Origin of the sequence: Sphingobium xanthum (assembly GCF_019737615.1) — a bacterium.
GTDB lineage: Bacteria > Pseudomonadota > Alphaproteobacteria > Sphingomonadales > Sphingomonadaceae > Sphingobium > Sphingobium xanthum.
In genome coordinates this window covers 179,404-199,820 of the sequence record NZ_JAHKKS010000002.1, presented here as the reverse complement: position 1 = coordinate 199,820, position 20,417 = coordinate 179,404, and the positions used below count along the sequence as shown (strand labels likewise).

Here is a 20,417-nt window from a genome sequence, read left to right as displayed (position 1 = left end):
CGATGGCCAGTCAAGCCAAGGGCAAGCGGGCGAACGAGCCCGAAGTCCGCCCGATCATCGTCAAGAAGATCATCGCCGATGGCCATGGCGGTCATCATGGTGGTGCGTGGAAAGTCGCTTATGCCGACTTCGTGACCGCCATGATGGCGTTCTTCCTGCTCATGTGGCTGCTCGGCGCGACCACGGAGAAGCAGCGCAAGGGCCTCGCCGATTATTTCACGCCCACGCTCATCCAGATGAAAATGGAGAGCGCAGGCTCGAACGGCCTGTTTGGTGGCGACAGCATCGTCGCCAAGGAAAATCAGCGGACGACTGGCGGCCAGGGCAATCTCGCCATCACCATTCCGCGCGATGCCACCGGCACGGCCGACATCGGCGGCGACGACATGAAGAACAGCGATCGGCAGAAGTTCGAGAAGCTCAAGAAAGTCATTGAACAGAAGATCGAGGAGAGCAAGGAGCTCCGCCGCCTGAAGAAGCACGTCAAGTTCACCGAAACGCGCGAGGGGCTGCGCATCGATCTGGTCGATGAGGCCGATTTCGCGATGTTCTCCATGGGCACGGACAGGCTGCTGCCCGAGGCGCGCGAGCTGCTCGCGCAAGTCGCCAAGGTCGTCGCAAAGGTGCCGAACGACGTGATCGTGCGCGGCCATACGGACGGCATGCCCTATGCGGCCGGCCGGAACATGAACAACTGGATGCTGTCCTCGGCCCGCGCCGAGGCGACGCGAACGGTGATTGCCCAGAACGGCATCGGCAACGAGCGGTTCATGCGCATCGAGGGCGTGGCCGATCGCGAGCCGTTCATCGCCGAGGACCGCTACGACCCGCGCAACCGCCGCATGTCGGTCATTCTCGGCTGGAGCCGCAACGTCGAGAAGGTCAACAAGGACACGGACGAAATGGCGGCGACGCGCCGCGGCATGCTGCGCGATGACCGACTGGCACTGGCGCGCAGCGCGGTTCAGAAGCTCGACCTCGGCAAGACGGCCCTGCCGGCCGGCGCAACCGTGATGAACCAGGGTGCGGTGCGCAAGAACAACGGCGCGATCCCGCCGGGCAAGTCCGAAGCGACGGCGAAGCAGAAGGAAAAGCCGGCACACTGATCGAGGGCGATGCCGCCGTTCAGGCTACGATCGGCAGGCTCAGTTCCGCGATCAGTCCGCGCTCGGCGCCGTTGCGTAGCACCAGCTGGCCGTTCTCCGCCGAAGCGACCGCCCGCACGATGGCGAGACCCAGGCCCGTGCCGCCCGTGTCGCGACTGCGCGAGCTTTCGATGCGGGTGAAGGGCTGGAGCATTTCCTCGATGCGGTCCTCGGGAATGCCCGGCCCCTCGTCGGCGACGGAAAGGATCGCGCGGCCGCTCTCGATGCGCAGCGAGACATGCGCTCGATCACCATATTTGACGGCATTCTCGATGAGATTGGTGAGCGCTCTGCGGATGGCGCGGGGATGGACGTTGACCACTGCCCGGGGCAGGTCGCCGCGCACGACCGGCACGCCCATATCCTCGAAATCGTCGAGCGCGGCATCGGCGAGGGCGGACAGATCGACGCGCTGCGGCGGCTCGCGGTCGCGGCCCACGCGGGCGAGCGAGAGGATGTCGTCGAGCATTTTCTGCATGTCGTCGATCGTCGCGACCATGCGGTCCCGGTCGGCGCCCTCCGCCGCCGTCTCGACGCGCACGCGCAGGGCTGTCAGCGGCGTGCGCAGATCATGGCCGATCGCGCCCAGCATATGGTCCTTCTCTTCCAGCATCGAGCGAATGCGTTGCTGCATCGCGTTGAACGAGGCGGCGAGGCGGCGGACATCCTCCGGCCCGATCTCGGGCACCGGCTGCGCGCCTTCCGGCGTGCCGACCCGTGCCGTCGCGGAAGTGAGCGCGCGTAAGGGGGCCGCCAGCCGCCGCGTGAACCAGACCAGCGGGATCAGCACCATGCCGTAGAGAAACAGCGTCTGCACGATCATGCGCTGGGCAATCGGCTGCGCGACGGGCGCGGAGCGCGTATAGACCGTCACCCATTGATCGGCCTGCAATTGCACGCTGAGCTGCACCTGCAGGCGCGGAGCTTGCGGACGCTCCTCGGCAAAGAGGCGCAGCCGGCGATTGCGGCGCTGAGGCTCGTCGAGCGCGGCGCGCACGTCGAGCGGCACCATGCCTGCCGAGCGGAACAGTTCGGCGGCGCGCGTCGCGATCTCGGGCGCTTCCTTGCCGGTCATGACCGGAACCTGCGGCGTGACGATGAGCGTGCGGGCGGCGCGGGCGCGTTGCCAGGCGGGCGTGCGCTCGCGCGGATCCAGCGCTTCCAGGATGCGGATGACACCCGGCGCGGCGGCGACCGTGATCCACTGGTTGCGCTGGGCGAGATAATAGAGCGAGAAACCGATAAGCTGGACGAAGGCCAGCGACAAAGCGACGACGAGGATCGTCTGCCCCGCCAGCGTGCGCGGGCGCATCCAGCCGGTCAGCTTGCCCAGGATGCCGCTCATTCGCGCGTGACGTCCGCGCTGAACATGTAGCCGCCGCCCCAGACCGTCTTGATGAGCGTCGGCGAGCGGGCGTCATCCTCCAGCTTGCGGCGCAGGCGGCTGATCTGGTTGTCGATCGACCGGTCGAACGCATGCGCTTCGCGTCCCGCCGTGAGGTCGAGCAGCTGGTCGCGGCTCAGCACTTGTCGCGGATGGGTCACGAACGCCTGGAGCAGGCGGAAATCGGCCGTGCTGAGCGGGATCGCCACTTCGTCGGGGCCGCTCAAAGTCCAGTCATCCGAGCGCAGCGTCCAGCCCTCGAAGCGATAGAGCGAGGCGCTGGCCTGCGTTTCGGTCCGCGCGCTGGCTCCGCCGCCGCCCGCGCGACGCAGGATCGTCTTGATCCGGGCGACCAGCTCGCGCGGCGAGAAAGGCTTCAGCACATAATCGTCCGCACCCATTTCGAGCCCTACGATGCGGTCGGTCTCCTCGGTGCGGGCGGTGAGCAGGATGACGGGCAGTTCGCCCTGTTCGCGGATCGAGCGGCAGAGGCTCAGACCGTCCTCGCCCGGCATCATGATGTCCAGCACGACCAGTTCGATCGCGCTGCCCGCCAGCACCTTGCGCGCATCGGCCGCGCTGCCCGCCTCGGACACGCGAAAGCCGGCGCGCTGGAGATAGGCGCCGAGCGGTTCGCGGATTGATGCTTCATCGTCGACGAGAAGGAGATGGGGCCGGGCGGACATCAACGGGCCTTCCTGCGCAAGGGAATGGTCACTCTTTTCCCCGGTTAGGCGATCGTGTCCATCTTGCAAGGGGGATGACGGGGCGGGAGGCATCAGCGTCGCCTGGCCCGGCGCGCACGCTCAAGAACGATATTGCGGAAAAAGATACGGCCGGCCCGGCGGGGAGTGGGATACCCGCAAGGCCGGCCGTGCAGGCTCACAGCCCCGGGGGCGGGGGCGAGTGCCTATGCGCCGGCGCAAGGCGGTCGCGCATTGCCTTGCGGGCGGCGTCACGTTCGGCGGAGGTAATCTTGCCGTCGTGATCGGTATCGACGCGGTCGAAGTGGCCGAGGCCCGCATCGACGAACTGCGTCCGGGAAATTGGTTTGTCGCGATACTCCGCGAGCTGGTGGCGCATCATGCCGCCGGCCATATGGCCGCGATGACCGCCACGGTCCTTGCCGGCCGCATGCGGACCGCGCGCGGGCGCGGCGGCGAACTCGGCCTTGCTGATGGCGCCATTCTTGTCGGCATCGAGGCGGGCAAACATATGCTCGCGCATTTTCGCGCGCGTTTCGCCGCGCTGGGCCTGGCGCTCCTGCGGCGTGAGCGAGCCGTCCTTGTTGGCGTCGGCCGCATCAAAGCGCTTTTCGAGATGTGATTTGAGAGCGGCCCGATCGGCCGGCGGGCGCATCGGCTTGGCGCCGGCATCTGCCGGTGCGGCGGGAGCCTGAGCGTAAGCGACGGCGCCGAGGGAGAGCAGGCCGGCACTCAGGAGAAGCAAGTGGGAGCGAAGCGACATCATGTATTCCTGACCATTGGCGACGCCGTGGGAGAAGCGTCGAGGTCAGTGTATAGGCTCCGACTGTCGCGAGACTTTGTCGCGATCGGGCAAATTTGTATCAAAGTGTCGCGGGCGGGTGCCCTCGGTCAGGCCGCAACGACCCGGTTGCGGCCGGCGCGCTTGGCTTCGTAGAGCGCAACGTCCGCCTCGTGGATGAACTCGTCGATCGTGAGACCCGCCCGATAGCGCGTCACGCCGCAGCTGATCGCGGTGCGCAGGCTATTGCCCGAGGGGAGGCCGACGACGTCCGTGCTGACCGCCGTGACGATGCGGCCGCAAATGTCCTGAACCATCTCCCAGTTCGGCGTGTCGAGCAGGATGACGAACTCATCGCCGCCCAGGCGCCCGACCGCATCGCTGGAGCGCACCTGGCTGGAAATGCGCCGCGCGATTTCGCGCAGGACAATGTCGCCCACCCGGTGGCCGCTATTGTCGTTGATGAGCTTGAACCGATCGACGTCGATCATCGCGATGCTGAGCGCGCCTGGCCTCGCGGTGAGCAATGCATGCTCGAGGCGCGCGCGGAAGCCGGCGCGATTGAGCAGGCCGGTCAGGCTGTCCGTCGTCGCGGTGCGCGAGAGGGAAAGTTCCTGGTTCTTGCGCTGCGTCACGTCGTGAATCGTCGCGATCGTGCCGATGCAGCGTTCGTTCTCGCTGAACTGGGCGCGGAACACGGCCTCGTACCATGCGTCGTTGCCGTTGACCGTGCGGAACTCCGCCGTGTGGCTCTGATCGACATATTCGAGCGCGGCATTGTGCGCGCGGCGAAGCTCGAACTGGCCCTCGTCCGAGATGTCGGCGAAGCTGCCGTCGATGAGGTCGGCCGATGCTCTGTCGAGCAGCAGGCTGTTCGATCCGACGACGCGCTCGCATTTGCCGGCCATGTCGAACGAGAGCAGCAGGATCGGCGATCGGGCAGCGAGCAGCCGCAGCGCCTGCTCGCTTTCCCTGAGCTTGTCGACCAGCCCCTGCCGGGCGAACAGGGCGGCCGCCACCGGCATCTGGATCATCAACATCGTCGCGATGTAGACCTGGAAATAATAGACCTGCTGATCGGGATCCTGCGTGATCCGGGGGATCGGGCCATGGCCGCCCAAGGTCGCCGTGCCACCGATGACGGCGACGATTGCCAGCGCGACCTTCGTGCCGAGCCAGCCGGATCTGAAAGAGACGAGCATCATGGGCACGATAACGACGAACAGCATCGGCAGTAGCGCCGGGAAGAAGACAAACCAGCTCACGAGCGCCGTGAAGGCTAGCAGCCCAACGAATTCGAAGCGCTCTCGTGCGTCCTTCTCGCGGAAGCCCGCGACGAGGTCGCCGCTGATCAGCGAAATGCAGAAAGGCGTGAAGATGAGCAGCCCGAGCGCGTCGGCCCAGTACCAGCGGCCCAGCGCTTCCACAAAGGGCTGGCCGAAGAGATACCAGGCTGTGCCCGCGCCAAGCAGCGCACTGATGCCGGGCGCGATGAGGCCGCACCAACACAGGAAATGCAGTACGGTGATCGGCTCGGACAGGATGCGCCGGTGGCCATCGCCCCATTTCAGGCCGAGCGAGGCAATCGCGACTTCCACCATGTTGGAAGCCCCGAACAGCAAGGGTGCGGTCGCGGCCTCGCGCGTCAGCATGTTGGCGAGCCCGTTGCCGATGAAACCCGCAAGCAGGATGACCGGCATCTGTGTGCGCGGTCGCATCAGCGCGAACGCCAGCAACACGGCGTTGGCAGGCCAGATCGGCGCGATGCTCGACTGGCTGTCCGTGAGATAAATGACACCCCCGGCCAGCACGAAATAGGCGAAGCAGGCGAGCAGGGGCGTCATCGCCATTGCGGCGATGCGCGTCATGAAACGATTTTGGCCCCGGACCATGCCCCTCCTTGGGCCAGAGGAGGTTGTCAGCGGGTTAATCATGAGCGGCGCAATCGAGATAAAATGCCGATTTCCGGCCGCTGGCGGACATTTTCGGCGCCGCAATCCTCTCGCCCGGCACAGGCAGGCATTGACCGGCCCGGTCGCGCTGTGGCAAGCGCTCCGCCGCCGAGACGAGCAGGCGGGTATAGCTCAATGGTAGAGCACTAGCCTTCCAAGCTTGTGATGCGGGTTCGATCCCCGCTACCCGCTCCATCGGCACGCCGCGCGGTCGGTTGACATCGAATCCGATAGGCTGCACCTGATCGCCATGGAAAGACCAACGCTGCGCCAGCTCGAGGCGCTCGACACGATCGCGCGCGAGGGCAGCTTCCGGGCAGCGGCGCGCGCACTGGGCATCTCTCAGGTCGCGGTCAGCGATCACATCAAGCAACTCGAAGCCCGTCTGGGCATCAGCCTGTTCCATCGGGCGCCGGGCGGCAAGGCGAGCCTCTCCGACGCCGGCGAGGCCGCACTGTCACGGGCACGCCTGATCCTTGCCGATTGCGACGCGCTGGTCTCGACGATGCAGAGCTTCGCATCCGGAGCGCCCGAGGAGGTACGCATCGAGCGGCCCGCGCGTGCCGAGACCCCCGTTGTCCGCAAACCAGCCGCGATGCCGAAACCGGAACCGGAGCCGGAGTCGGAAACCGCACTCGCGCCGGAGCCTGAGCCCGAACCGGTCATCGTCCTGACCCCGCCGGATCCGGTCGCACCTCTGCCGTCAAGCGATCAGCCGATCACGATCGGCATCCATCCCTCGATCCTCACCCGCTTTCAGGACAAGCTCGCGGCCTTCGAGGATGCCTTTCCGAACAGGCCGGTCTCGGTCGATTTCAATTGCTTCGTGGCGGATCGTGTGGCGCTCGCGCTGTCGGCAGGGATCATCTCGATCGCTTATTTCTACGCGCTGGGCGAGACGAGGGTCTTCCCCTCCGATTATCTCTGGAGCGAGCGCTGGGCGCTCTATGTGGGCGAGAATCACCGGCTGGCCGAGCGCGACTATGTGAGCCGAGAGGATCTCTCGAATCAGTCACTGATCAGCTTCGCCGAGGGCAACCGGCTGCGACCGCTGGTCGAAGCCTGCATGACCGAAGCCGGTCTTGGCGGATTGCCTTATGCGGTCGAGAGCGACGATTACGCCCTGCTGGTTGAGCGGGCGCGCGACGGCGCCGGCATCCTGCCGCTGTTCGGCGCAGCGGCCGGGCGCGTCGGCGCGAGCGCCGGCCTCAAGCGACTGCCTTATGTCGATCCGATCCCGGCCGTCGAAGTCCGCCGCGTGATTCATCCCAGCCTCGTCGAGGATGACGAGGTGCAGGCGCTGGTCGCGACGCTGCAATAAGGCTCGGTCTGTAAGACCCGGCGGGGCCGGTCGCCCCGAAATTGCACTTGTCGTCACCTTCGTCTATGAGCGCGCCAGAGCCCCGGCGCGCGCTGATCCCCTGATTCGCGTCGCCGGGGCCTTGGTTTTTCCGTTCTTTCTGATGAGTAGGTCCGCCCATGTCCCGTCGCCGCCAAATCTATGAAGGCAAGGCGAAGATCCTCTACGAAGGCCCCGAGCCCGGCACGCTGATCCAGTATTTCAAGGACGACGCGACTGCGTTCAACGCGCAGAAGAAGGGGACGATTTCCGGCAAGGGCGTACTCAACAACCGGATTTCCGAGCACATCTTCACGCTGCTCGCCAACATCGGCGTGCCGACCCATTTCATCAAGCGGCTGAACATGCGCGAGCAGCTCATCCGCCAGGTCGAGATCGTGCCGATCGAGGTCGTGGTGCGCAATGTCGCGGCCGGCTCGCTCTCCAAGCGCCTCGGCATCGAGGAAGGCGTGCAGCTGCCGCGCACGCTTATCGAATATTATTACAAGGACGATGCGCTCAACGATCCGATGATCACCGAGGAGCATATCGCCTGCTTCGGCTGGGCCAGCCAGGAAGAGATGCATGACATCGCCGACATGGCGATCCGCGTGAACGACTTCATGAGTGGGCTGTTCGCGGGCATCGGCATTCGCCTGATCGACTTCAAGCTCGAATTCGGCCGCATCTGGGACGGCGATTTCGCGCGCGTCATCCTCGCCGACGAGATTAGCCCGGACGGCTGCCGCCTGTGGGACATGGAGACGAACGAGAAGCTCGACAAGGATCGCTTCCGTCGCGACATGGGCGGTGAAACCGAGGCTTATCAGGAGGTTGCGCGGCGTCTTGGGCTTCTGCCGGAAGGAACGGACACCGACGTGCTCGATCTGGAAAGCCACCGCAAGAAGCGCGGCAAGTGAGAGAGGGCTGTCCTACAGCCCGTCTCTTGTGGGATGATTACGGCGCAGCGCCCGAGAGGCGCCGCTCTTTGATCCCGTAAAAAATCCGCAGAAATCCGAGGCTTCGCTAGGCCAGAAGCAGACTTTTGCGCGCTCACCATACGTTATATGCGTGACCTTGGTGAAGTTAGGGTCGATAAGTTACTGAAATATAATAATATTGATCGACTGTCGGGGCGGTCGTTAACGCCAGAAACCGGCACTGCCGTGAGGTTTCGACAAGTCAGGCGCTGGAATAAGCCGCCGTCCTGCCAAATGGACGCAGGATCGACAGCTCTGGCCTACCGGTCCCACAAGAGCCCGAGTCGCGCCAGATCAGTGCATCGCGGCCGACAACACCCAGGTCTCCAGCGCCATCCAGACCGCCATGCCGACCATGAACACATCCTCGGTCAGCGAGACGAAGCCCAGCGGCACATTGCTGCCGCCGCCGACGCAGGCGCATTTGAGGCTGCGCTTCTCGACATAGACGGCCTGATAGATCGACACGGCGCCGACCCCGCCGATGACGAGCGCAACCGACACCGACAGCCAGGGGAGGGCGCCCGTCAGCATCAGCAGGCCCGCGCCGAGCTGCGCGAACGGATAGGCATAAGCATAAGGCACGAAGCGGCGAGCCAGCAGGTCGTAGCCCAGGAACATTGTCGCGAAGCGGTCGACATCCTGCAGCTTCAGCATCGCCAGCAGCACCATCGTCACCGAGACGAAGCGCTCGATCGTCGCGGCACTCGCGAGCGGCGTCGCGGTTAGCCAGTCGATCGCCAGCGCCAGTAGGGCCGCCACGGCGAATACCGCCAGAACCGGCGTGTAGCTGGTCGCATCCGGGTCCTTGACCTTGAGGCCCAGATAGCGGCGCAGATCGTCATGCCCGCCGAGCCGTTCGCCGCCGATGAAGGCCTGCGGCGTCGTCTTGACGTCATGGGCGGCCTTGAATGCGTCGGTTTCGGCTCGGGTCGTCAGCCAGTGGTCCTCGACCTCATAGCCCCTGGCCTTGAGTAGATACCGCGCCTTGAGCCCATAAGGGCAGATGTGGCCGGGCATCACCATCCGATAGAGGATGGCCCGTTTTCCGGTGGTTGCGGCATGAGAAGTCACGGCATGATCCTTGTTCGGGGAGCGATGCAGTCCATATAGGGTCTGTACCATGGTACGGAGTCAAGCATGGCCGACATGACGATCGCGGGTCTGGCGAAGGCGGGTGGCGTCGGGGTAGAGACGGTACGCTTCTATCAACGCCGCGGCCTGCTCGATGTTCCGGGCAAGAGCGGCGGCAACGCGCTGGCGGGCGGCATAAGGCGCTACGGGCGCGAGGATGTCCGCAAGCTGCGCTTCATTCGCGCCGCGCAGGCCGCCGGCTTCACGCTCGACCACATCGGCGAGCTGCTCTCGCTCGATGCCAGCGAGGATCGGCCGAGGGCACGTGAACTGGCGGCGGAGCGGCTGGCCGCGCTGGATGCGAAGATCGCCGAATTGGAGACGGCGCGGGCGGCGCTGCGCCATCTCGCACGGGAATGCGGCGCATCGGACGATGGCCCTTGCCCGATCCTCTCATCCTTCGGTGTGTGAGGTCAGCCAGCGGGCAGACGCAGCCGCACCAGCAGTCCGCCAAGGTCTTCGCTTTCGCCGAGCGTGACCGATCCGCCATAGATTTCCGCCACATCGCGCACGATGGCGAGGCCAAGGCCCGTGCCGGGCTTGCCGCTGTCGAGCCGCACGCCACGATCGAAGATGCGCTCGCGCTCTTCCGCCGGAATGCCCGTGCCGTCATCCTCAACGAGGATATCGACCCATTCGCTCCCGGCCGGCTGGACCGTCACGAACACGCTGCCGCCACCATATTTCGCGGCATTCTCGACCAGGTTGCCGAGCAGTTCGTCGAGATCCTGCCGCTCGACACGTACCGATGCGCTTTGCGAGCCGTCGCGGTCGATCCTGGCTTCGGGATAGAGCCGCTCGACCGCACGCTCGACGGCTTCGAGGCTGGGCCACACTTCGGTGCGACTCTGTGCCGCGCCGCGACGGCCGAGCGCGCGGGCGCGTGCGAGATGGTGATCGATCTGGCGGCGCATCGTGCCGGTCTCGCGGATCACGATCGGCGCGAGTTCGGGATCATGCGCGGTCGCCGCGTTCATCACCACGGTCAGCGGCGTCTTGAGCGCATGGGCAAGATTGCCGGCGTGGCGCCGCGCTTCCTCGGCCTGCTGCTCGTTGTGAGCGAGCAGGGCGTTGAGCTCCTCGACGAGCGGCTGCACTTCCTTGGGCAGCGGCGCCGTGACGCGGCTCTTCTCGCCCGCGCGCATGCGGGCGATCTCGCGCCGGATATGGCGCAGCGGGCGCAGGCCAAAGAAGACCTGCAGGGCCGCGAGCAGGATGAGCCCGACACCGAGCGCCAGGAAGCTGTTGACGAGCGTCGTGCGCAGCGCGTGGATCTGCGCGTCGAGGCCTTCGCGCGCCTGCGCGACGATGAAGATCCAGCGCGTGTCGCTTCCGGGCAGGATGACGGTGCGGGCCATCAGCCGCAGCGGTTCCCCGGCAAACTGCTGGCTGTCTATGCCTTGCCCCGGGCGGTCGGTCATTTCCGGCGTCACCCGGATCGCACGGTCCCACAGCGAGCGAGAGCGCCAGTCCTCGTGGCCGGTGCCGCTGATCTGGTAGTAGAGACCGCTTGCCGGTTCGAGGAAGCGCTGGTCCGCGAGCGGGCGGTTGAAGAAGACTTCGCCTTCCGGGCCCACTTCCGCCGAAGAGATCATTGCGGTCAGGACATAGGAGAGGCCATCATCGAAATTGCGCGTGACCGCGTCGGTCAGGACGCGATCGAGCGCCAGCCCGCCGCCGAGCAGCAGGATGCCGATCCACAGCGCGGATATGCCGATGATGCGCCGGCTGAGCGATCCCGTGCTGCGGCTGGAGAGCGCCGTCGGGCTCTCGGATGTGGAGGCCGCCTGTTCAGCCAGTGGGCTCGTCCAAGCTGTAGCCCAGACCCCGGATCGTCGAGATGACGTCCGCGCCGAGCTTCTTGCGAATGCGCGTTACGAACACCTCGATCGTATTGGAATCGCGATCGAAATCCTGATCGTAGATGTGCTCGATCAACTCGGTGCGGCTCACGACCTTGCCCTTGTGGTGCATAAGGTAGGAAAGCAGCTTATATTCCTGCGCGGTGAGCTTCACCGGCTCGCCATTGAGCGTGACCTTGCCAGAGCGAGTATCGAGACGGACATCGCCTGCGGTCAGCTCGGACGAGGCATTGCCGGCCGAGCGACGGATCAGCGCGCGCAGGCGGGCGATCAATTCCTCGCTCTGGAACGGCTTGGCGAGATAGTCGTCGGCACCGGCATCGAGGCCCGCCACCTTGTCAGACCAGCTGTCGCGCGCGGTGAGGACCAGGACGGGCGTGTCCTTGCCTTCCTTGCGCCAGCGATCGAGTACTGTCAGGCCATCGACTTCCGGCAGGCCGAGATCAAGCACCACGGCATCGTAGTTCTCGGTCGAGCCCAGGAAATGCCCGTCCTCGCCATCCGTAGCGAGATCGACCGCATAGCCCGCGCCTTCCAGCGTGGACTTGAGCTGCTTGCCCAGAGTCGGCTCATCCTCGACGATCAGCAGGCGCATGATAATCCTTTCAAAAGAGAGGGCGCCCCGGACGGAGCGCCCCGTTCAGCGCGTCCGCGCAATGATATTGCCCGTCTTGCCATCCACATCAACCCAGATGACCTTGCCGTCCTCGCGCAGGAACTGCATCCGGTAAATGCCTTTGCGCGGGGGCGGGGCGACACCGACATAAGTGGCTGCGCCCATCTCGCGCTCGACTTTGCGCTTGATGATGGAAAAGGGCATCACCTCGCCGTCGAGCATGTCCTGACGGGCGGTGTTCTGGTCCGCACTATGCGAGAAATGCTGAGCGGACGCCGGGATGGCCACGCCGGACAGCGCAAGCAGTCCGCCCAGGGTCAGTGTGGAAATGCGAAACATCATGCCGGATGAATAGCCATCATGCCTTGAACACGCGCTGAATGCCTCATTTTTCCTCCATTCAGCGTTCGAGCATATATTGGACATTGAGCGAAATCGAGGTGCTGATCTGCCCCGGCTCGATCTTCGTCGCGGCGGACTGCGCGGCGTCCATCCGCATCGCCATCATCGGCATGGGCGGGCTGTAGCCGCCGCCTTCCGAAATGGTGATCAGGCGGGCAGTCTTGTAACCGGTTGCCTGCGCATAGAGATCAGCACGCGCCTGCGCGGTCTTGAGCGCGTTGAGCCGTGCCTGGTCGAGCAGCTTGTCCGGTTCGGATATGCCGAAGGTCGGGCCGTTCACATTGGTCGCGCCGGCTGAGACCATCGCATCGACCAGTTCGCCGGCCGTGGCGAGCTTGCGGACCTTCACGGTCACCTGATTGTTGGCCTCATAGCCGATGAAGCGCGGGCCCTGACCGGCGCTCTGCTGGCTATAGTCATATTGCGGGCTCAGATTGATGCCACTGGTCTGGATATCCTGACGCGCGACGCCGCCCTTGATGAGCGCGGCGATCAGCTTGTCCATCTGATTGGCGTTCTGCGCCATGGCATCCTTGGCGGCCGGTGCGCGGGTCTGAACGCCCGTGCTGATCGTGGCCATGTCCGGTGCGCTCTCGATGGATTCGGTCACCGAAAGGCCGAGGATCGGCCCGGTCGCGGGCACCATGGGAACGGGGCCTTGCTGGTTCTGCGCCGAGGCGACGGCAGGCGCCATCAGGATTGCGGCGGCAGCGAGCAGGTGGGGCATACGGAGCATGGAGAGACTTCCTCTTGAGTGACTGCGATGAAACGTCCCTTAGGCAAGATCGGCTGAACACCCCCTGACCTGCATGTCGTCTCTCGTTCAGCCTTGCCCTTGTGGCGCGGTTCTTTTAGCGCCGCCCGATGGCAGCGCCACTTCTTTCCTACGAAAATCTCGGGCTGAATCAGGGGACAGGCTGGCTGTTCCGTGGTCTGAACCTCAACATCGGCGCGCGTGACCGGCTCGCCCTTATCGGCCGCAACGGCGCGGGCAAGACCACTTTGCTCAAGCTCATCGGTGGTCAGATCGAGGCGGACGAAGGCAAGCGGGCCGTCGTGGCGGGCACGAATGTCGTGATGCTGGAGCAGGATCCGGACGTCTCCGCCTTTGCGACGTTGCGGGATTTCGCGACATCGGGCGCCCGTGCGCCGGCCATTCATGAAGTGGAAGCGATCGCCGATCAGCTTGGTATCGATCTCTCCCGTGAAGCCTCGACCGCTTCGGGCGGCGAGCGGCGGCGGGCGGCGATCTGCCGGGCGCTGGCGAGCGAGCCGGACATTTTGCTGCTGGACGAGCCGACCAACCATCTGGATATCGCTGCGATTGATTGGCTCGAAGACTGGCTCGGCCGGTTCAACGGCGCGTTCGTGGTGATCAGTCATGACCGGACGTTCCTGACGCGGTTGACGCGCTCGACCCTGTGGCTGGATCGCGGCAGTTTGCGACGCAATGAGGTCGGGTTTGGGGGCTTCGAAGCCTGGACGGAACGTGTCTATGCCGAGGAAGCGCGCAATGCCGACAGGCTCGACGCGAAACTGAAGATCGAGGCGCATTGGCTGGAGCGCGGTGTCACCGCGCGGCGCAAGCGCAATCAGGGGCGTCTCGCCAAGCTCTGGGAAATGCGGGCGCAGCGGGCCGCAATGGTCGGACCGCAGGGCACCGCCAAACTCGCCGTCACGAGCGACGACGTGAAGACAAAGAGCGTCATCACCGCCGAGAACGTCACGAAGAGCTTCGGTGACCGTACGATCATCAAGGACTTCTCGCTGCGGATCCAGCGCCGCGACCGGATCGGCATCGTCGGCAGCAATGGCGCGGGCAAGACGACGCTGTTGCGCCTCCTGACCGGCGAGATCGAGCCGGACAGCGGCACGGTCAAGCGCGCCAAGACGCTCGACGGCATCGTGATCGACCAACAGCGCAGCCTGATGCAGCCGGACAAGCGCGTGCGCGACATATTGGCCGAGGGCGGCGACTGGATCGACGTGCGCGGCGCGCGCAAGCATGTGCTGAGCTATCTTAAGGACTTTCTGTTCGATCCGGCTCTGGTCGACGCGCGCATCGGCACGCTTTCGGGTGGCGAGCGCTCGCGGCTGCTGCTGGCCCGCGAGTTCGCGCGCGAGTCCAACCTGCTGGTGCTGGACGAGCCGACCAACGATCTCGACCTGGAGACGCTCGACCTGCTGCAGGAGGTCATTGCCGACTATGAGGGCACGGTCCTGATTGTCAGCCACGACCGCGACTTCCTCGATCGGACGGTCACGGTGACGCTGGGGCTCGATGGTTCGGGCCGGATCGACGTCATCGTCGGCGGCTATGCCGACCGGGAAGCCAAGCGGCGAGCGCCCAATGCGACGGCCAAGCGCTCCTCCGCGCCCAAGGCAGATGCAGCCGCGCCGCCGCCGCCAAAATCCAACAAGCTCAGCTACAAGGACCAGCGGGACTATGACCTGCTGCCGGAGCGGATCGCCGACATGGAGGCCGCGATCACCCGCGACGAGGCGGCGCTGTCCGATCCCGAGCTCTACGCCAAGAACCCGGCACGCTTCTCACAGCTGACCACCGCGATCGAGATGGCGCGCGCCGAGAAGGATGCAGCGGAGGAGCGATGGCTGGAGCTGGCCGAGATGATCGAAGGGCTTGGGCGATAATCGACAGGCGCATCATTGCATTTAGAGGCGCGCGCCAATGATGACGACGGTTCATCCCATCCGCGCGGTGCTGCTGTTCAATCTCGGGCTGGTGCTGTTCGCCTGCATGGACGTGACGAACAAATATCTGACGGCGCAGTTCGACGTGCCGCTGATCGCCGCCTGCCGTTATATCGGCAATATCCTGCTGATGCTGGCTTTCGTCGCGCCGAAGCAGGGTCTCAGGATGGTGCAGACGCAGCGGACCGGCCTGGTCTGGTTTCGCGGCGCGTGCCTCGCGATGTCGACCCTGTTCGTGGGACTCGCCTTTCAACGCATGCCGGTCGCCGAAACATCGGCCATCGTGTTTCTCTCGCCGATTCTCGTCGTGGTAGCGGCCGGGCCGCTATTGGGCGAGCGGGCCGGCCGGCTGGGATGGGCGAGCGCCGCACTTGGCTTCCTGGGCGTTTTGCTGATCGTTCGGCCCGGCAGCGGGCTCGATCCGCTGGGCGTCCTGTCGGCGCTCGGCTGCATGGCGGTCGTGACGGCCTATAACCTCCTGTCGCGGCTATTGGCTGCCTCCGAGCGGACCATCGCGTTGCTGTTCTACACGGCGCTGGCAGGTTCGCTCATCTTCGGCGCGACCTTGCCGTGGTTCTGGGCGGACCATGTGCCGACGCCCATGGAAGGCGTCTTGCTCGCGAGCCTCGGCGTGATGGGCGGCGTCGGGCATTTTCTCTTCACCGCCGCATTTCGCGATGCGCCTGCATCAGTCCTGGCGCCGATGAGCTATCTCCAACTGCTGTGGGTCGCGCTGCTGGGCTGGATCGTGTTCGACCATATACCCGATGCGCCCAGCCTGCTCGGAATGGCGATCATCGGCGCTTCGGGCGTCATGGTGGCGCTCAAATCGCGCCAACCGCCCGAAGAAGCGGCCTGAGTGGCGTAAATTGCCCTTGGATTGTCGTTTTTCGGCAGAAAGCGGAAATGGCTGTTTGAAGCGATTTCAAACACCTAAGCCTCCTAACTTCTCCATGTTCGCGCATATGAGCCATGGTGATCTCGGCAAAAGTCCGTCCGTGGCCGAAGAACGGCTGCGGTTTCTTGTCGATGTCGGACGATGAGAAGGAGCGAGGTCAGGCAGACGCTGCCACGGCGCGGGGCGTGTAGGACAGGCTTTTGAGGGTTGCGCTCAGCTTTCGTGGGCGCCGGACACCTCGTAATGCGTGATCTGCCGCTCGCCGATGCCGAGCGCCGGCCAGGCAGCGCGCCAGTCTTTCATATGCTGGCTTTGCGAATGCGCCTGCTGCGCTTCATGGTCGCGAAAGACCTCGAAAATGCGGATGAGGCCGGGCTCCAGCAGGTCCTCGGCGAAACTATAGGCGACACAGCCCGGCTCCGCGCGGCTCGCCTCGATCATGCGCTGCATGACCGGGCGGGCTTCGGGCAGTTTCTCAACCGGAAGTCGGATCGATCCGGCGAGGACGAGCATCAGCGGCCAGACCTCAGCGGATCGGCGAATCCGGTGCGAGGCGCATGTCGAGATAATTATCGACGCTCATCATCAGCTGATCGAGCTCATGCTCGAAGAAGTGATTGGCGTTGCGGATCTCGTCGTGATGGATGGTGATGCCCTTCTGCGTGCGCAGCTTGTCGACAAGCTTCTGCACGGACTGGGCGGAAACCACCTCGTCATTCACGCCCTGCACGATGATGCCGGAGGCGGGGCAGGGGGCGAGGAACGAGAAGTCATACATGTTTGCGGGCGGCGCGACCGAGATGAAGCCGCGCACTTCCGGACGGCGCATGAGCAGCTGCATCGAAATCCACGCGCCGAAGGAGAAGCCGGCGATCCAGGTGGTCTGCGCTTCCTGATGGAAGCTCTGCACCCAATCAAGCGCGGCGGCGGCGTCGCTCAGTTCGCCAATGCCGTTATCGAACACGCCCTGGCTACGGCCGACGCCGCGGAAATTGAACCGCAAAGTTGCGAAGCCGCGCTTCACAAACGTCTTGTAGAGCGCCTGCGTGATGCGATCGTTCATCGTGCCGCCGCCCTGCGGATGCGGATGCAGGATCAGCGCAACAGGTGCGCGGGGACGGGGCGGGGGGCTGAAACGGCCTTCGAGTCGGCCTTCGGGACCGGGGAAAATGACGTCGGGCATGGCACCTGAAAGCTGAGAGGGGCTTGTCGCCAGTGGAAGCTGGCGCGCACGGGATGGGCGCTTATATAGGCTGAGAGCCGTGTTTCGCAACGTTATTGGGAGGGCTGTGAGTTCCTGCTTCCTCTCCCCTTGCAGGAGAGGATAGTGCAGCTTGCTGGCCGCAGGCCTGCTAGCGAAACTTGGAGAGGGGTTTCTCCTTGAAAGCCCCCTCTCCAACTTCGCCTAGTCGCCGGCAGCGACAAGGCTCGGTATCCTCTCCCGCAAGGGGAGAGGAGCTAGGTAGGTTATGAGCGCTCCCATCTATTTCGACCACGCCGCCACGAGCCCGCTGCTGCCCGCCGCGCGGGAGGCGATGCTGCAAGGCTTTGACGTCTGGGCGAATCCTTCCTCGCCGCACGCGGCCGGACGGCAGGCGCGGGCGATGCTGGAGGATGCGCGCAAGCGCCTTGCTGCTGCGCTGGATTGGGACGGGCATGTCATTCTGACATCGGGGGCGAGCGAAGCGATCGCGCTGGCTCTCAACGGTTCGACGTCGAGCGGCCTCCTGGCGGGCGCGAGCGAGCATGACGCCGTGCTGCGTCATGTGCCGGAGCAGGCGCGCTTGCCGGTCGGCGCGGATGGGGACGTGATCCTGCCCGAAGCGATCGACGAGGCTGCGCTGATCGCGATCCAGCAGGTCAACAGCGAAACCGGCGTCATCCAGCCGCTCGATGCGTTGGCCGATCGCCTGCATGAGCAGGGCGCGCTGCTCCTCGCCGATTGCAGCCAGGGGGCAGGCAAGCTTCCGCTGCCGCAGGGCGCGGACATGATCGCCCTGAGCGCGCACAAGCTGGGCGGGCCGATCGGGATTGGCGCGCTGCTCGTGCGGGATCTGGCATTGCTTCGGGCACAAGGTGGTCAGGAGCAGGGTTATCGGCCCGGAACCGAGGCGATGCCGCTGGCGATCGGCTTCGCCGCGGCACTTGAGTCTCCGCGTGCCTGGCTCGATGACGTCGTGGGTTGGCGTACCCGGCTCGATGCGGCGATCAAGGCGGCAGGCGGGGATATCGTAGCCGAGCATGCCCCGCGCCTCGCCACGATCGCAAGCTATCGCATGCCCGGCGTTTCCGCGCAGGCGCAGCTCATCCGGTTCGACATGGCCGGCATTGCGGTCTCCGCCGGCAGTGCCTGCTCCTCCGGGAGCCTGCGCACCAGCCATGTGCTTTCCGCCATGGGATGGGATGAACGCTCGGCAAGTGAGGTCATCCGTGTCACTATGGGGCACGACACGCAGGCTGGCGACATTGACGCCTTTCTTGCGCAGTGGCAGGCCATCGCCACGGGAACGCAAAAAACATGATCTATCTGGACTATCAGGCAACGACGGCGCTCGCGCCGGAAGTCGCCGCAGCGATGATTGCGGCGATGGAGCATTACGGCAATCCGAACAGCGCACACCGCATGGGCCGCGTGGCCGCCGCGGATGTGGAGCTTGCGCGCGGGCGGATCATGGATTCGCTGGGCAAGCACGATGGCCGTCTCATCTTCACCTCCGGCGCGACCGAAGCGCTGAACATCGCGATCGTCGGCGCCGCGCGCGCGTCCTCGCCGGAGCGCCGCCGCGTGGTCACGCTGGCGACCGAGCATCACGCCGTGCTCGATACCGTGCTCTCGCTGCGCCATGAGGGCTTTGAGCCCGTGATCCTGCCCGTCGGTCGCGACGGGCTGGTCGATCTCGACATTGCCGAAGCGGCAATCGACGGGCGTGCGGCACTGCTGGCGGTCATGCAGGTGAACAACGAGATCGGCGTGACGCAGCCGGTGGAGGCGCTGATCGCCATTGCCCGCGCGAGCGGCGTGACAGTGGTGTGCGATGCAGTGCAGGGTTTCGGCAAGTTCGCGACGCCCGATGCCGACCTCGTGGCGATCACGGCGCACAAGATGCACGGGCCCAAGGGCATCGGCGCGCTCTGGCTGCGAGATGGCATCGAGCTGCCTGCGTTCATGCATGGCGGCGGGCAGGAGCAGGGCATCCGGCCCGGCACCCTCTCGCCGATGCTGTGCGCCGGTTTCGGCGTCGCGGCGCAATTGGCTGCGGCGCATCCGGCCGAGGATCAGGCGCATGTCGAGAGCCTGTGGGTGCATGCGCTCGACCTGTTCGCGGACTGGCAGCTCAACGGATCAGCGGGCCAGCGCTATCATGGCAATCTCAATATCCGGCGCGTCGGCATCGATGCGACACGGCTGATCTCGGATGTGCGGACGGTGGCCTTCTCGCTCGGATCGGCCTGCGCCAGCGGATCAGGGCGACCGAGTCATGTGCTGAAGGCGTTGGGCCTGACCGACATCGAGGCGCGCAGTTCGCTGCGGATGGGCTTCGGGCGATACACGACGCACGAGGAACTGGACGAGGCGGCAATGCTCATCAACGAGGCGGCCGCGATGCAGAAGGTCGCGGCATGACCCTGGTCCGCTTCGTCAGCGCCGATGGCGAGCGGGTTCAGGAAGTGCGGGCCGCAGCGGGGGACAATCTGCTCGACATCGCGCAGGCCGCCGGCCAGCCGCTGGAGGGAACCTGCGAGGGGCAGATGGCCTGCTCCACCTGCCATGTGATCGTCGATCCGGCCGACTTCCCGCTCTTGCCGCGCGCGAGCGAGGACGAGGAGGACATGCTCGACCTCGCGGCGGCGACGACCCGGACGAGCCGCCTTGCCTGCCAGATCATGCTGACCGCGACGCTGGAGTCGCTCACCGTGCGCATTCCGGCCGAGAGCCGGAACATGCAGGGGCTTTAGCTTTCCTTAGGCTCCCAGAGCTCGATCTTGTTGCCTTCCGGGTCCATCACCCAGGCGAAGCGGCCATTCTCGTCGCTGTCGTCGCGGGCGACCGGTTCGACGCCCTTGTCGGCAAGGCGCGCGAGCAGGGCGTCGATGTCATCGACGGCGAAGTTGATCATGAAGCTGGCGGTTGACGGCGCAAAATAGTCGGTGATTTCCTTGAATGGGCTCCAGACCTGATAGGGCGCCTGGCCGGGCTGGCCGGTGGGGAGCATGGCGCCGTCCCAGCCTTCCATGCCGAGGCCGAGCACGTCACGATACCAGGCGGCGAGGGCGCTGGTGTCCCGCGCCTTGAAGAAAATGCCGCCGATGCCGGTTATGCGGCCGGGCGCCGGGCTGTCTGATGTCTCACTCATCGTGCGCACCTCCTTGCATTTTCATGCCGATCCAGCCATATGCCGCCCCGGAAGTCGGGCGGACGCAGTTCTCGCCAACCTGGTCAGGTCCTGACGGAAGCAGCCACAACGAATTCGCTGCGGGTCGTTCCGGCTTCCACCTTTCCCCTCACA

21 protein-coding genes, 1 tRNA gene and 1 other RNA gene are annotated in these 20,417 nt (G+C 65.3%); 11 read left to right on the top strand and 12 right to left on the bottom strand.

The genetic code is table 11. The features are described from left to right. Positions 1–2: 2 nt before the first annotated feature. Complete coding sequence (locus KM135_RS04110) at positions 3–1,106, top strand: flagellar motor protein MotB (protein WP_221712703.1); 1,104 nt, start codon at positions 3–5, stop codon at positions 1,104–1,106. A gap of 19 nt (positions 1,107–1,125) precedes the next feature. Here KM135_RS04110 and KM135_RS04105 read toward each other — a convergent pair whose 3' ends face one another. The 4 genes from KM135_RS04105 to KM135_RS04090 form a co-directional block, all read right to left on the bottom strand. Then, on the bottom strand, positions 1,126–2,490 hold the full coding sequence (locus KM135_RS04105; protein ID WP_246605735.1) for an ATP-binding protein: 1,365 nt from the start codon (positions 2,488–2,490) through the stop codon (positions 1,126–1,128). Next, positions 2,487–3,215 (bottom strand): response regulator, encoded by a 729-nt coding sequence (locus KM135_RS04100; RefSeq protein WP_221712702.1) that lies wholly within the window; start codon positions 3,213–3,215, stop codon positions 2,487–2,489. Before KM135_RS04100 ends, KM135_RS04105 begins: the two co-directional genes overlap by 4 nt. Positions 3,216–3,411: 196 nt before the next feature. Continuing rightward, entirely contained in the window at positions 3,412–3,999 is a 588-nt protein-coding gene (locus KM135_RS04095) for an EF-hand domain-containing protein (protein WP_221712701.1), read from the bottom strand. A gap of 125 nt (positions 4,000–4,124) precedes the next feature. After that, positions 4,125–5,906: a sensor domain-containing diguanylate cyclase gene (locus KM135_RS04090; RefSeq protein ID WP_221712700.1), complete on the bottom strand. Its 1,782-nt coding sequence runs from the start codon at positions 5,904–5,906 to the stop codon at positions 4,125–4,127. 181 nt (positions 5,907–6,087) lie between these two features. Between KM135_RS04090 and KM135_RS04085 the strand changes: the two genes are divergently transcribed. The 3 genes from KM135_RS04085 (at position 6,088) to purC (ending at position 8,225) form a co-directional block, all read left to right on the top strand. Next, positions 6,088–6,161: transfer RNA gene (locus KM135_RS04085), tRNA-Gly, on the top strand. Positions 6,162–6,216: 55 nt separating this feature from the next. Next, positions 6,217–7,287, top strand: a complete 1,071-nt coding sequence (locus KM135_RS04080; RefSeq protein ID WP_221712699.1) for a LysR family transcriptional regulator — start codon at positions 6,217–6,219, stop codon at positions 7,285–7,287. Positions 7,288–7,445: 158 nt separating this feature from the next. Then, complete coding sequence (gene purC, locus KM135_RS04075; protein WP_221712698.1) at positions 7,446–8,225, top strand: phosphoribosylaminoimidazolesuccinocarboxamide synthase; 780 nt, start codon at positions 7,446–7,448, stop codon at positions 8,223–8,225. Positions 8,226–8,579: 354 nt separating this feature from the next. Here purC and KM135_RS04070 read toward each other — a convergent pair whose 3' ends face one another. After that, the gene (locus tag KM135_RS04070) at positions 8,580–9,311 is read right to left on the bottom strand and encodes a MauE/DoxX family redox-associated membrane protein (RefSeq protein ID WP_221713046.1); all 732 of its coding nucleotides are present in this window, start codon (positions 9,309–9,311) and stop codon (positions 8,580–8,582) included. 114 nt (positions 9,312–9,425) lie between these two features. On the opposite strand from KM135_RS04070, the gene KM135_RS04065 reads away from it, so the two are divergent. Next, positions 9,426–9,830 carry a MerR family transcriptional regulator gene (locus KM135_RS04065; protein WP_221712697.1) on the top strand — a complete coding sequence of 135 codons (405 nt, stop codon included), beginning with the start codon at positions 9,426–9,428 and terminating at the stop codon, positions 9,828–9,830. A gap of 2 nt (positions 9,831–9,832) precedes the next feature. On the opposite strand, the gene KM135_RS04060 is transcribed toward KM135_RS04065, so the two are convergent. From KM135_RS04060 to KM135_RS04045, 4 genes are all read right to left on the bottom strand, one after another. Continuing rightward, a complete protein-coding gene (locus KM135_RS04060) occupies positions 9,833–11,140 on the bottom strand; it encodes a sensor histidine kinase (protein WP_221713045.1) in 1,308 nt (435 codons plus the stop codon). A 70-nt stretch (positions 11,141–11,210) separates the two neighbouring features. Beyond that, the gene (locus KM135_RS04055; protein ID WP_221712696.1) at positions 11,211–11,876 is read right to left on the bottom strand and encodes a response regulator transcription factor; all 666 of its coding nucleotides are present in this window, start codon (positions 11,874–11,876) and stop codon (positions 11,211–11,213) included. A gap of 45 nt (positions 11,877–11,921) precedes the next feature. Further along, positions 11,922–12,239 carry a hypothetical protein gene (locus KM135_RS04050; RefSeq protein WP_221712695.1) on the bottom strand — a complete coding sequence of 106 codons (318 nt, stop codon included), beginning with the start codon at positions 12,237–12,239 and terminating at the stop codon, positions 11,922–11,924. Positions 12,240–12,297: 58 nt separating this feature from the next. After that, positions 12,298–13,035 carry an SIMPL domain-containing protein gene (locus KM135_RS04045; protein ID WP_221712694.1) on the bottom strand — a complete coding sequence of 246 codons (738 nt, stop codon included), beginning with the start codon at positions 13,033–13,035 and terminating at the stop codon, positions 12,298–12,300. A gap of 128 nt (positions 13,036–13,163) precedes the next feature. Here KM135_RS04045 and KM135_RS04040 point away from each other — a divergent pair, with 128 nt between their 5' ends. Further along, on the top strand, positions 13,164–14,951 hold the full coding sequence (locus tag KM135_RS04040; protein ID WP_221712693.1) for an ABC-F family ATP-binding cassette domain-containing protein: 1,788 nt from the start codon (positions 13,164–13,166) through the stop codon (positions 14,949–14,951). Positions 14,952–14,988: 37 nt separating this feature from the next. Next, the gene (locus KM135_RS04035) at positions 14,989–15,870 is read left to right on the top strand and encodes a DMT family transporter (RefSeq protein WP_221712692.1); all 882 of its coding nucleotides are present in this window, start codon (positions 14,989–14,991) and stop codon (positions 15,868–15,870) included. Between the two features lie 252 nt (positions 15,871–16,122). Here KM135_RS04035 and KM135_RS04030 read toward each other — a convergent pair whose 3' ends face one another. Continuing rightward, the gene (locus tag KM135_RS04030) at positions 16,123–16,422 is read right to left on the bottom strand and encodes a putative quinol monooxygenase (protein WP_221712691.1); all 300 of its coding nucleotides are present in this window, start codon (positions 16,420–16,422) and stop codon (positions 16,123–16,125) included. A gap of 13 nt (positions 16,423–16,435) precedes the next feature. Continuing rightward, positions 16,436–17,092, bottom strand: a complete 657-nt coding sequence (locus tag KM135_RS04025) for an alpha/beta hydrolase (RefSeq protein WP_221712690.1) — start codon at positions 17,090–17,092, stop codon at positions 16,436–16,438. Between the two features lie 286 nt (positions 17,093–17,378). On the opposite strand from KM135_RS04025, the gene KM135_RS04020 reads away from it, so the two are divergent. Genes KM135_RS04020 through KM135_RS04010 form a run of 3 tightly spaced genes read left to right on the top strand, consistent with a single transcriptional unit; the run spans position 17,379 to position 19,866 of the window. Then, positions 17,379–18,431, top strand: coding sequence for a cysteine desulfurase family protein (locus KM135_RS04020; RefSeq protein ID WP_221712689.1), 1,053 nt, complete (start codon positions 17,379–17,381; stop codon positions 18,429–18,431). Continuing rightward, a complete protein-coding gene (locus KM135_RS04015; RefSeq protein ID WP_221712688.1) occupies positions 18,428–19,534 on the top strand; it encodes a cysteine desulfurase family protein in 1,107 nt (368 codons plus the stop codon). The genes KM135_RS04020 and KM135_RS04015 overlap by 4 nt, the downstream gene beginning before the upstream one ends. Further along, positions 19,531–19,866, top strand: a complete 336-nt coding sequence (locus KM135_RS04010) for a 2Fe-2S iron-sulfur cluster-binding protein (protein ID WP_221712687.1) — start codon at positions 19,531–19,533, stop codon at positions 19,864–19,866. The genes KM135_RS04015 and KM135_RS04010 overlap by 4 nt, the downstream gene beginning before the upstream one ends. Here the strand turns inward: KM135_RS04010 and KM135_RS04005 are convergent. Further along, positions 19,863–20,264 (bottom strand): VOC family protein, encoded by a 402-nt coding sequence (locus KM135_RS04005; protein ID WP_221712686.1) that lies wholly within the window; start codon positions 20,262–20,264, stop codon positions 19,863–19,865. The genes KM135_RS04010 and KM135_RS04005 overlap by 4 nt on opposite strands. Before the next feature lie 46 nt (positions 20,265–20,310). Here KM135_RS04005 and ffs point away from each other — a divergent pair. After that, positions 20,311–20,408: signal recognition particle sRNA small type (gene ffs / locus KM135_RS04000), an RNA gene on the top strand. Positions 20,409–20,417: the final 9 nt, after the last annotated feature.

Bases quoted from the DNA above. Each gene is read 5' to 3' on its own strand.
- KM135_RS04050 (WP_221712695.1), bottom strand. From the start codon at position 12,239: ATGATGTTTCGCATTTCCACACTGACCCTGGGCGGACTGCTTGCGCTG.
- KM135_RS04025 (WP_221712690.1), bottom strand. From the start codon at position 17,092: ATGCCCGACGTCATTTTCCCCGGTCCCGAAGGCCGACTCGAAGGCCGT.
- KM135_RS04070 (WP_221713046.1), bottom strand. From the start codon at position 9,311: ATGGTGATGCCCGGCCACATCTGCCCTTATGGGCTCAAGGCGCGGTAT.
- KM135_RS04035 (WP_221712692.1), top strand. From the start codon at position 14,989: ATGATGACGACGGTTCATCCCATCCGCGCGGTGCTGCTGTTCAATCTC.
- KM135_RS04095 (WP_221712701.1), bottom strand. From the start codon at position 3,999: ATGATGTCGCTTCGCTCCCACTTGCTTCTCCTGAGTGCCGGCCTGCTC.
- KM135_RS04045 (WP_221712694.1), bottom strand. From the start codon at position 13,035: ATGCTCCGTATGCCCCACCTGCTCGCTGCCGCCGCAATCCTGATGGCG.
- KM135_RS04105 (WP_246605735.1), bottom strand. From the start codon at position 2,490: ATGAGCGGCATCCTGGGCAAGCTGACCGGCTGGATGCGCCCGCGCACG.
- KM135_RS04015 (WP_221712688.1), top strand. From the start codon at position 18,428: ATGATCTATCTGGACTATCAGGCAACGACGGCGCTCGCGCCGGAAGTC.
- KM135_RS04090 (WP_221712700.1), bottom strand. From the start codon at position 5,906: ATGGTCCGGGGCCAAAATCGTTTCATGACGCGCATCGCCGCAATGGCG.
- KM135_RS04080 (WP_221712699.1), top strand. From the start codon at position 6,217: ATGGAAAGACCAACGCTGCGCCAGCTCGAGGCGCTCGACACGATCGCG.
- KM135_RS04040 (WP_221712693.1), top strand. From the start codon at position 13,164: ATGGCAGCGCCACTTCTTTCCTACGAAAATCTCGGGCTGAATCAGGGG.
- KM135_RS04020 (WP_221712689.1), top strand. From the start codon at position 17,379: ATGAGCGCTCCCATCTATTTCGACCACGCCGCCACGAGCCCGCTGCTG.
- KM135_RS04010 (WP_221712687.1), top strand. From the start codon at position 19,531: ATGACCCTGGTCCGCTTCGTCAGCGCCGATGGCGAGCGGGTTCAGGAA.
- KM135_RS04005 (WP_221712686.1), bottom strand. From the start codon at position 20,264: ATGAGTGAGACATCAGACAGCCCGGCGCCCGGCCGCATAACCGGCATC.
- KM135_RS04100 (WP_221712702.1), bottom strand. From the start codon at position 3,215: ATGTCCGCCCGGCCCCATCTCCTTCTCGTCGACGATGAAGCATCAATC.
- KM135_RS04110 (WP_221712703.1), top strand. From the start codon at position 3: ATGGCCAGTCAAGCCAAGGGCAAGCGGGCGAACGAGCCCGAAGTCCGC.
- purC (WP_221712698.1), top strand. From the start codon at position 7,446: ATGTCCCGTCGCCGCCAAATCTATGAAGGCAAGGCGAAGATCCTCTAC.
- KM135_RS04055 (WP_221712696.1), bottom strand. From the start codon at position 11,876: ATGCGCCTGCTGATCGTCGAGGATGAGCCGACTCTGGGCAAGCAGCTC.
- KM135_RS04030 (WP_221712691.1), bottom strand. From the start codon at position 16,422: ATGCTCGTCCTCGCCGGATCGATCCGACTTCCGGTTGAGAAACTGCCC.
- KM135_RS04065 (WP_221712697.1), top strand. From the start codon at position 9,426: ATGGCCGACATGACGATCGCGGGTCTGGCGAAGGCGGGTGGCGTCGGG.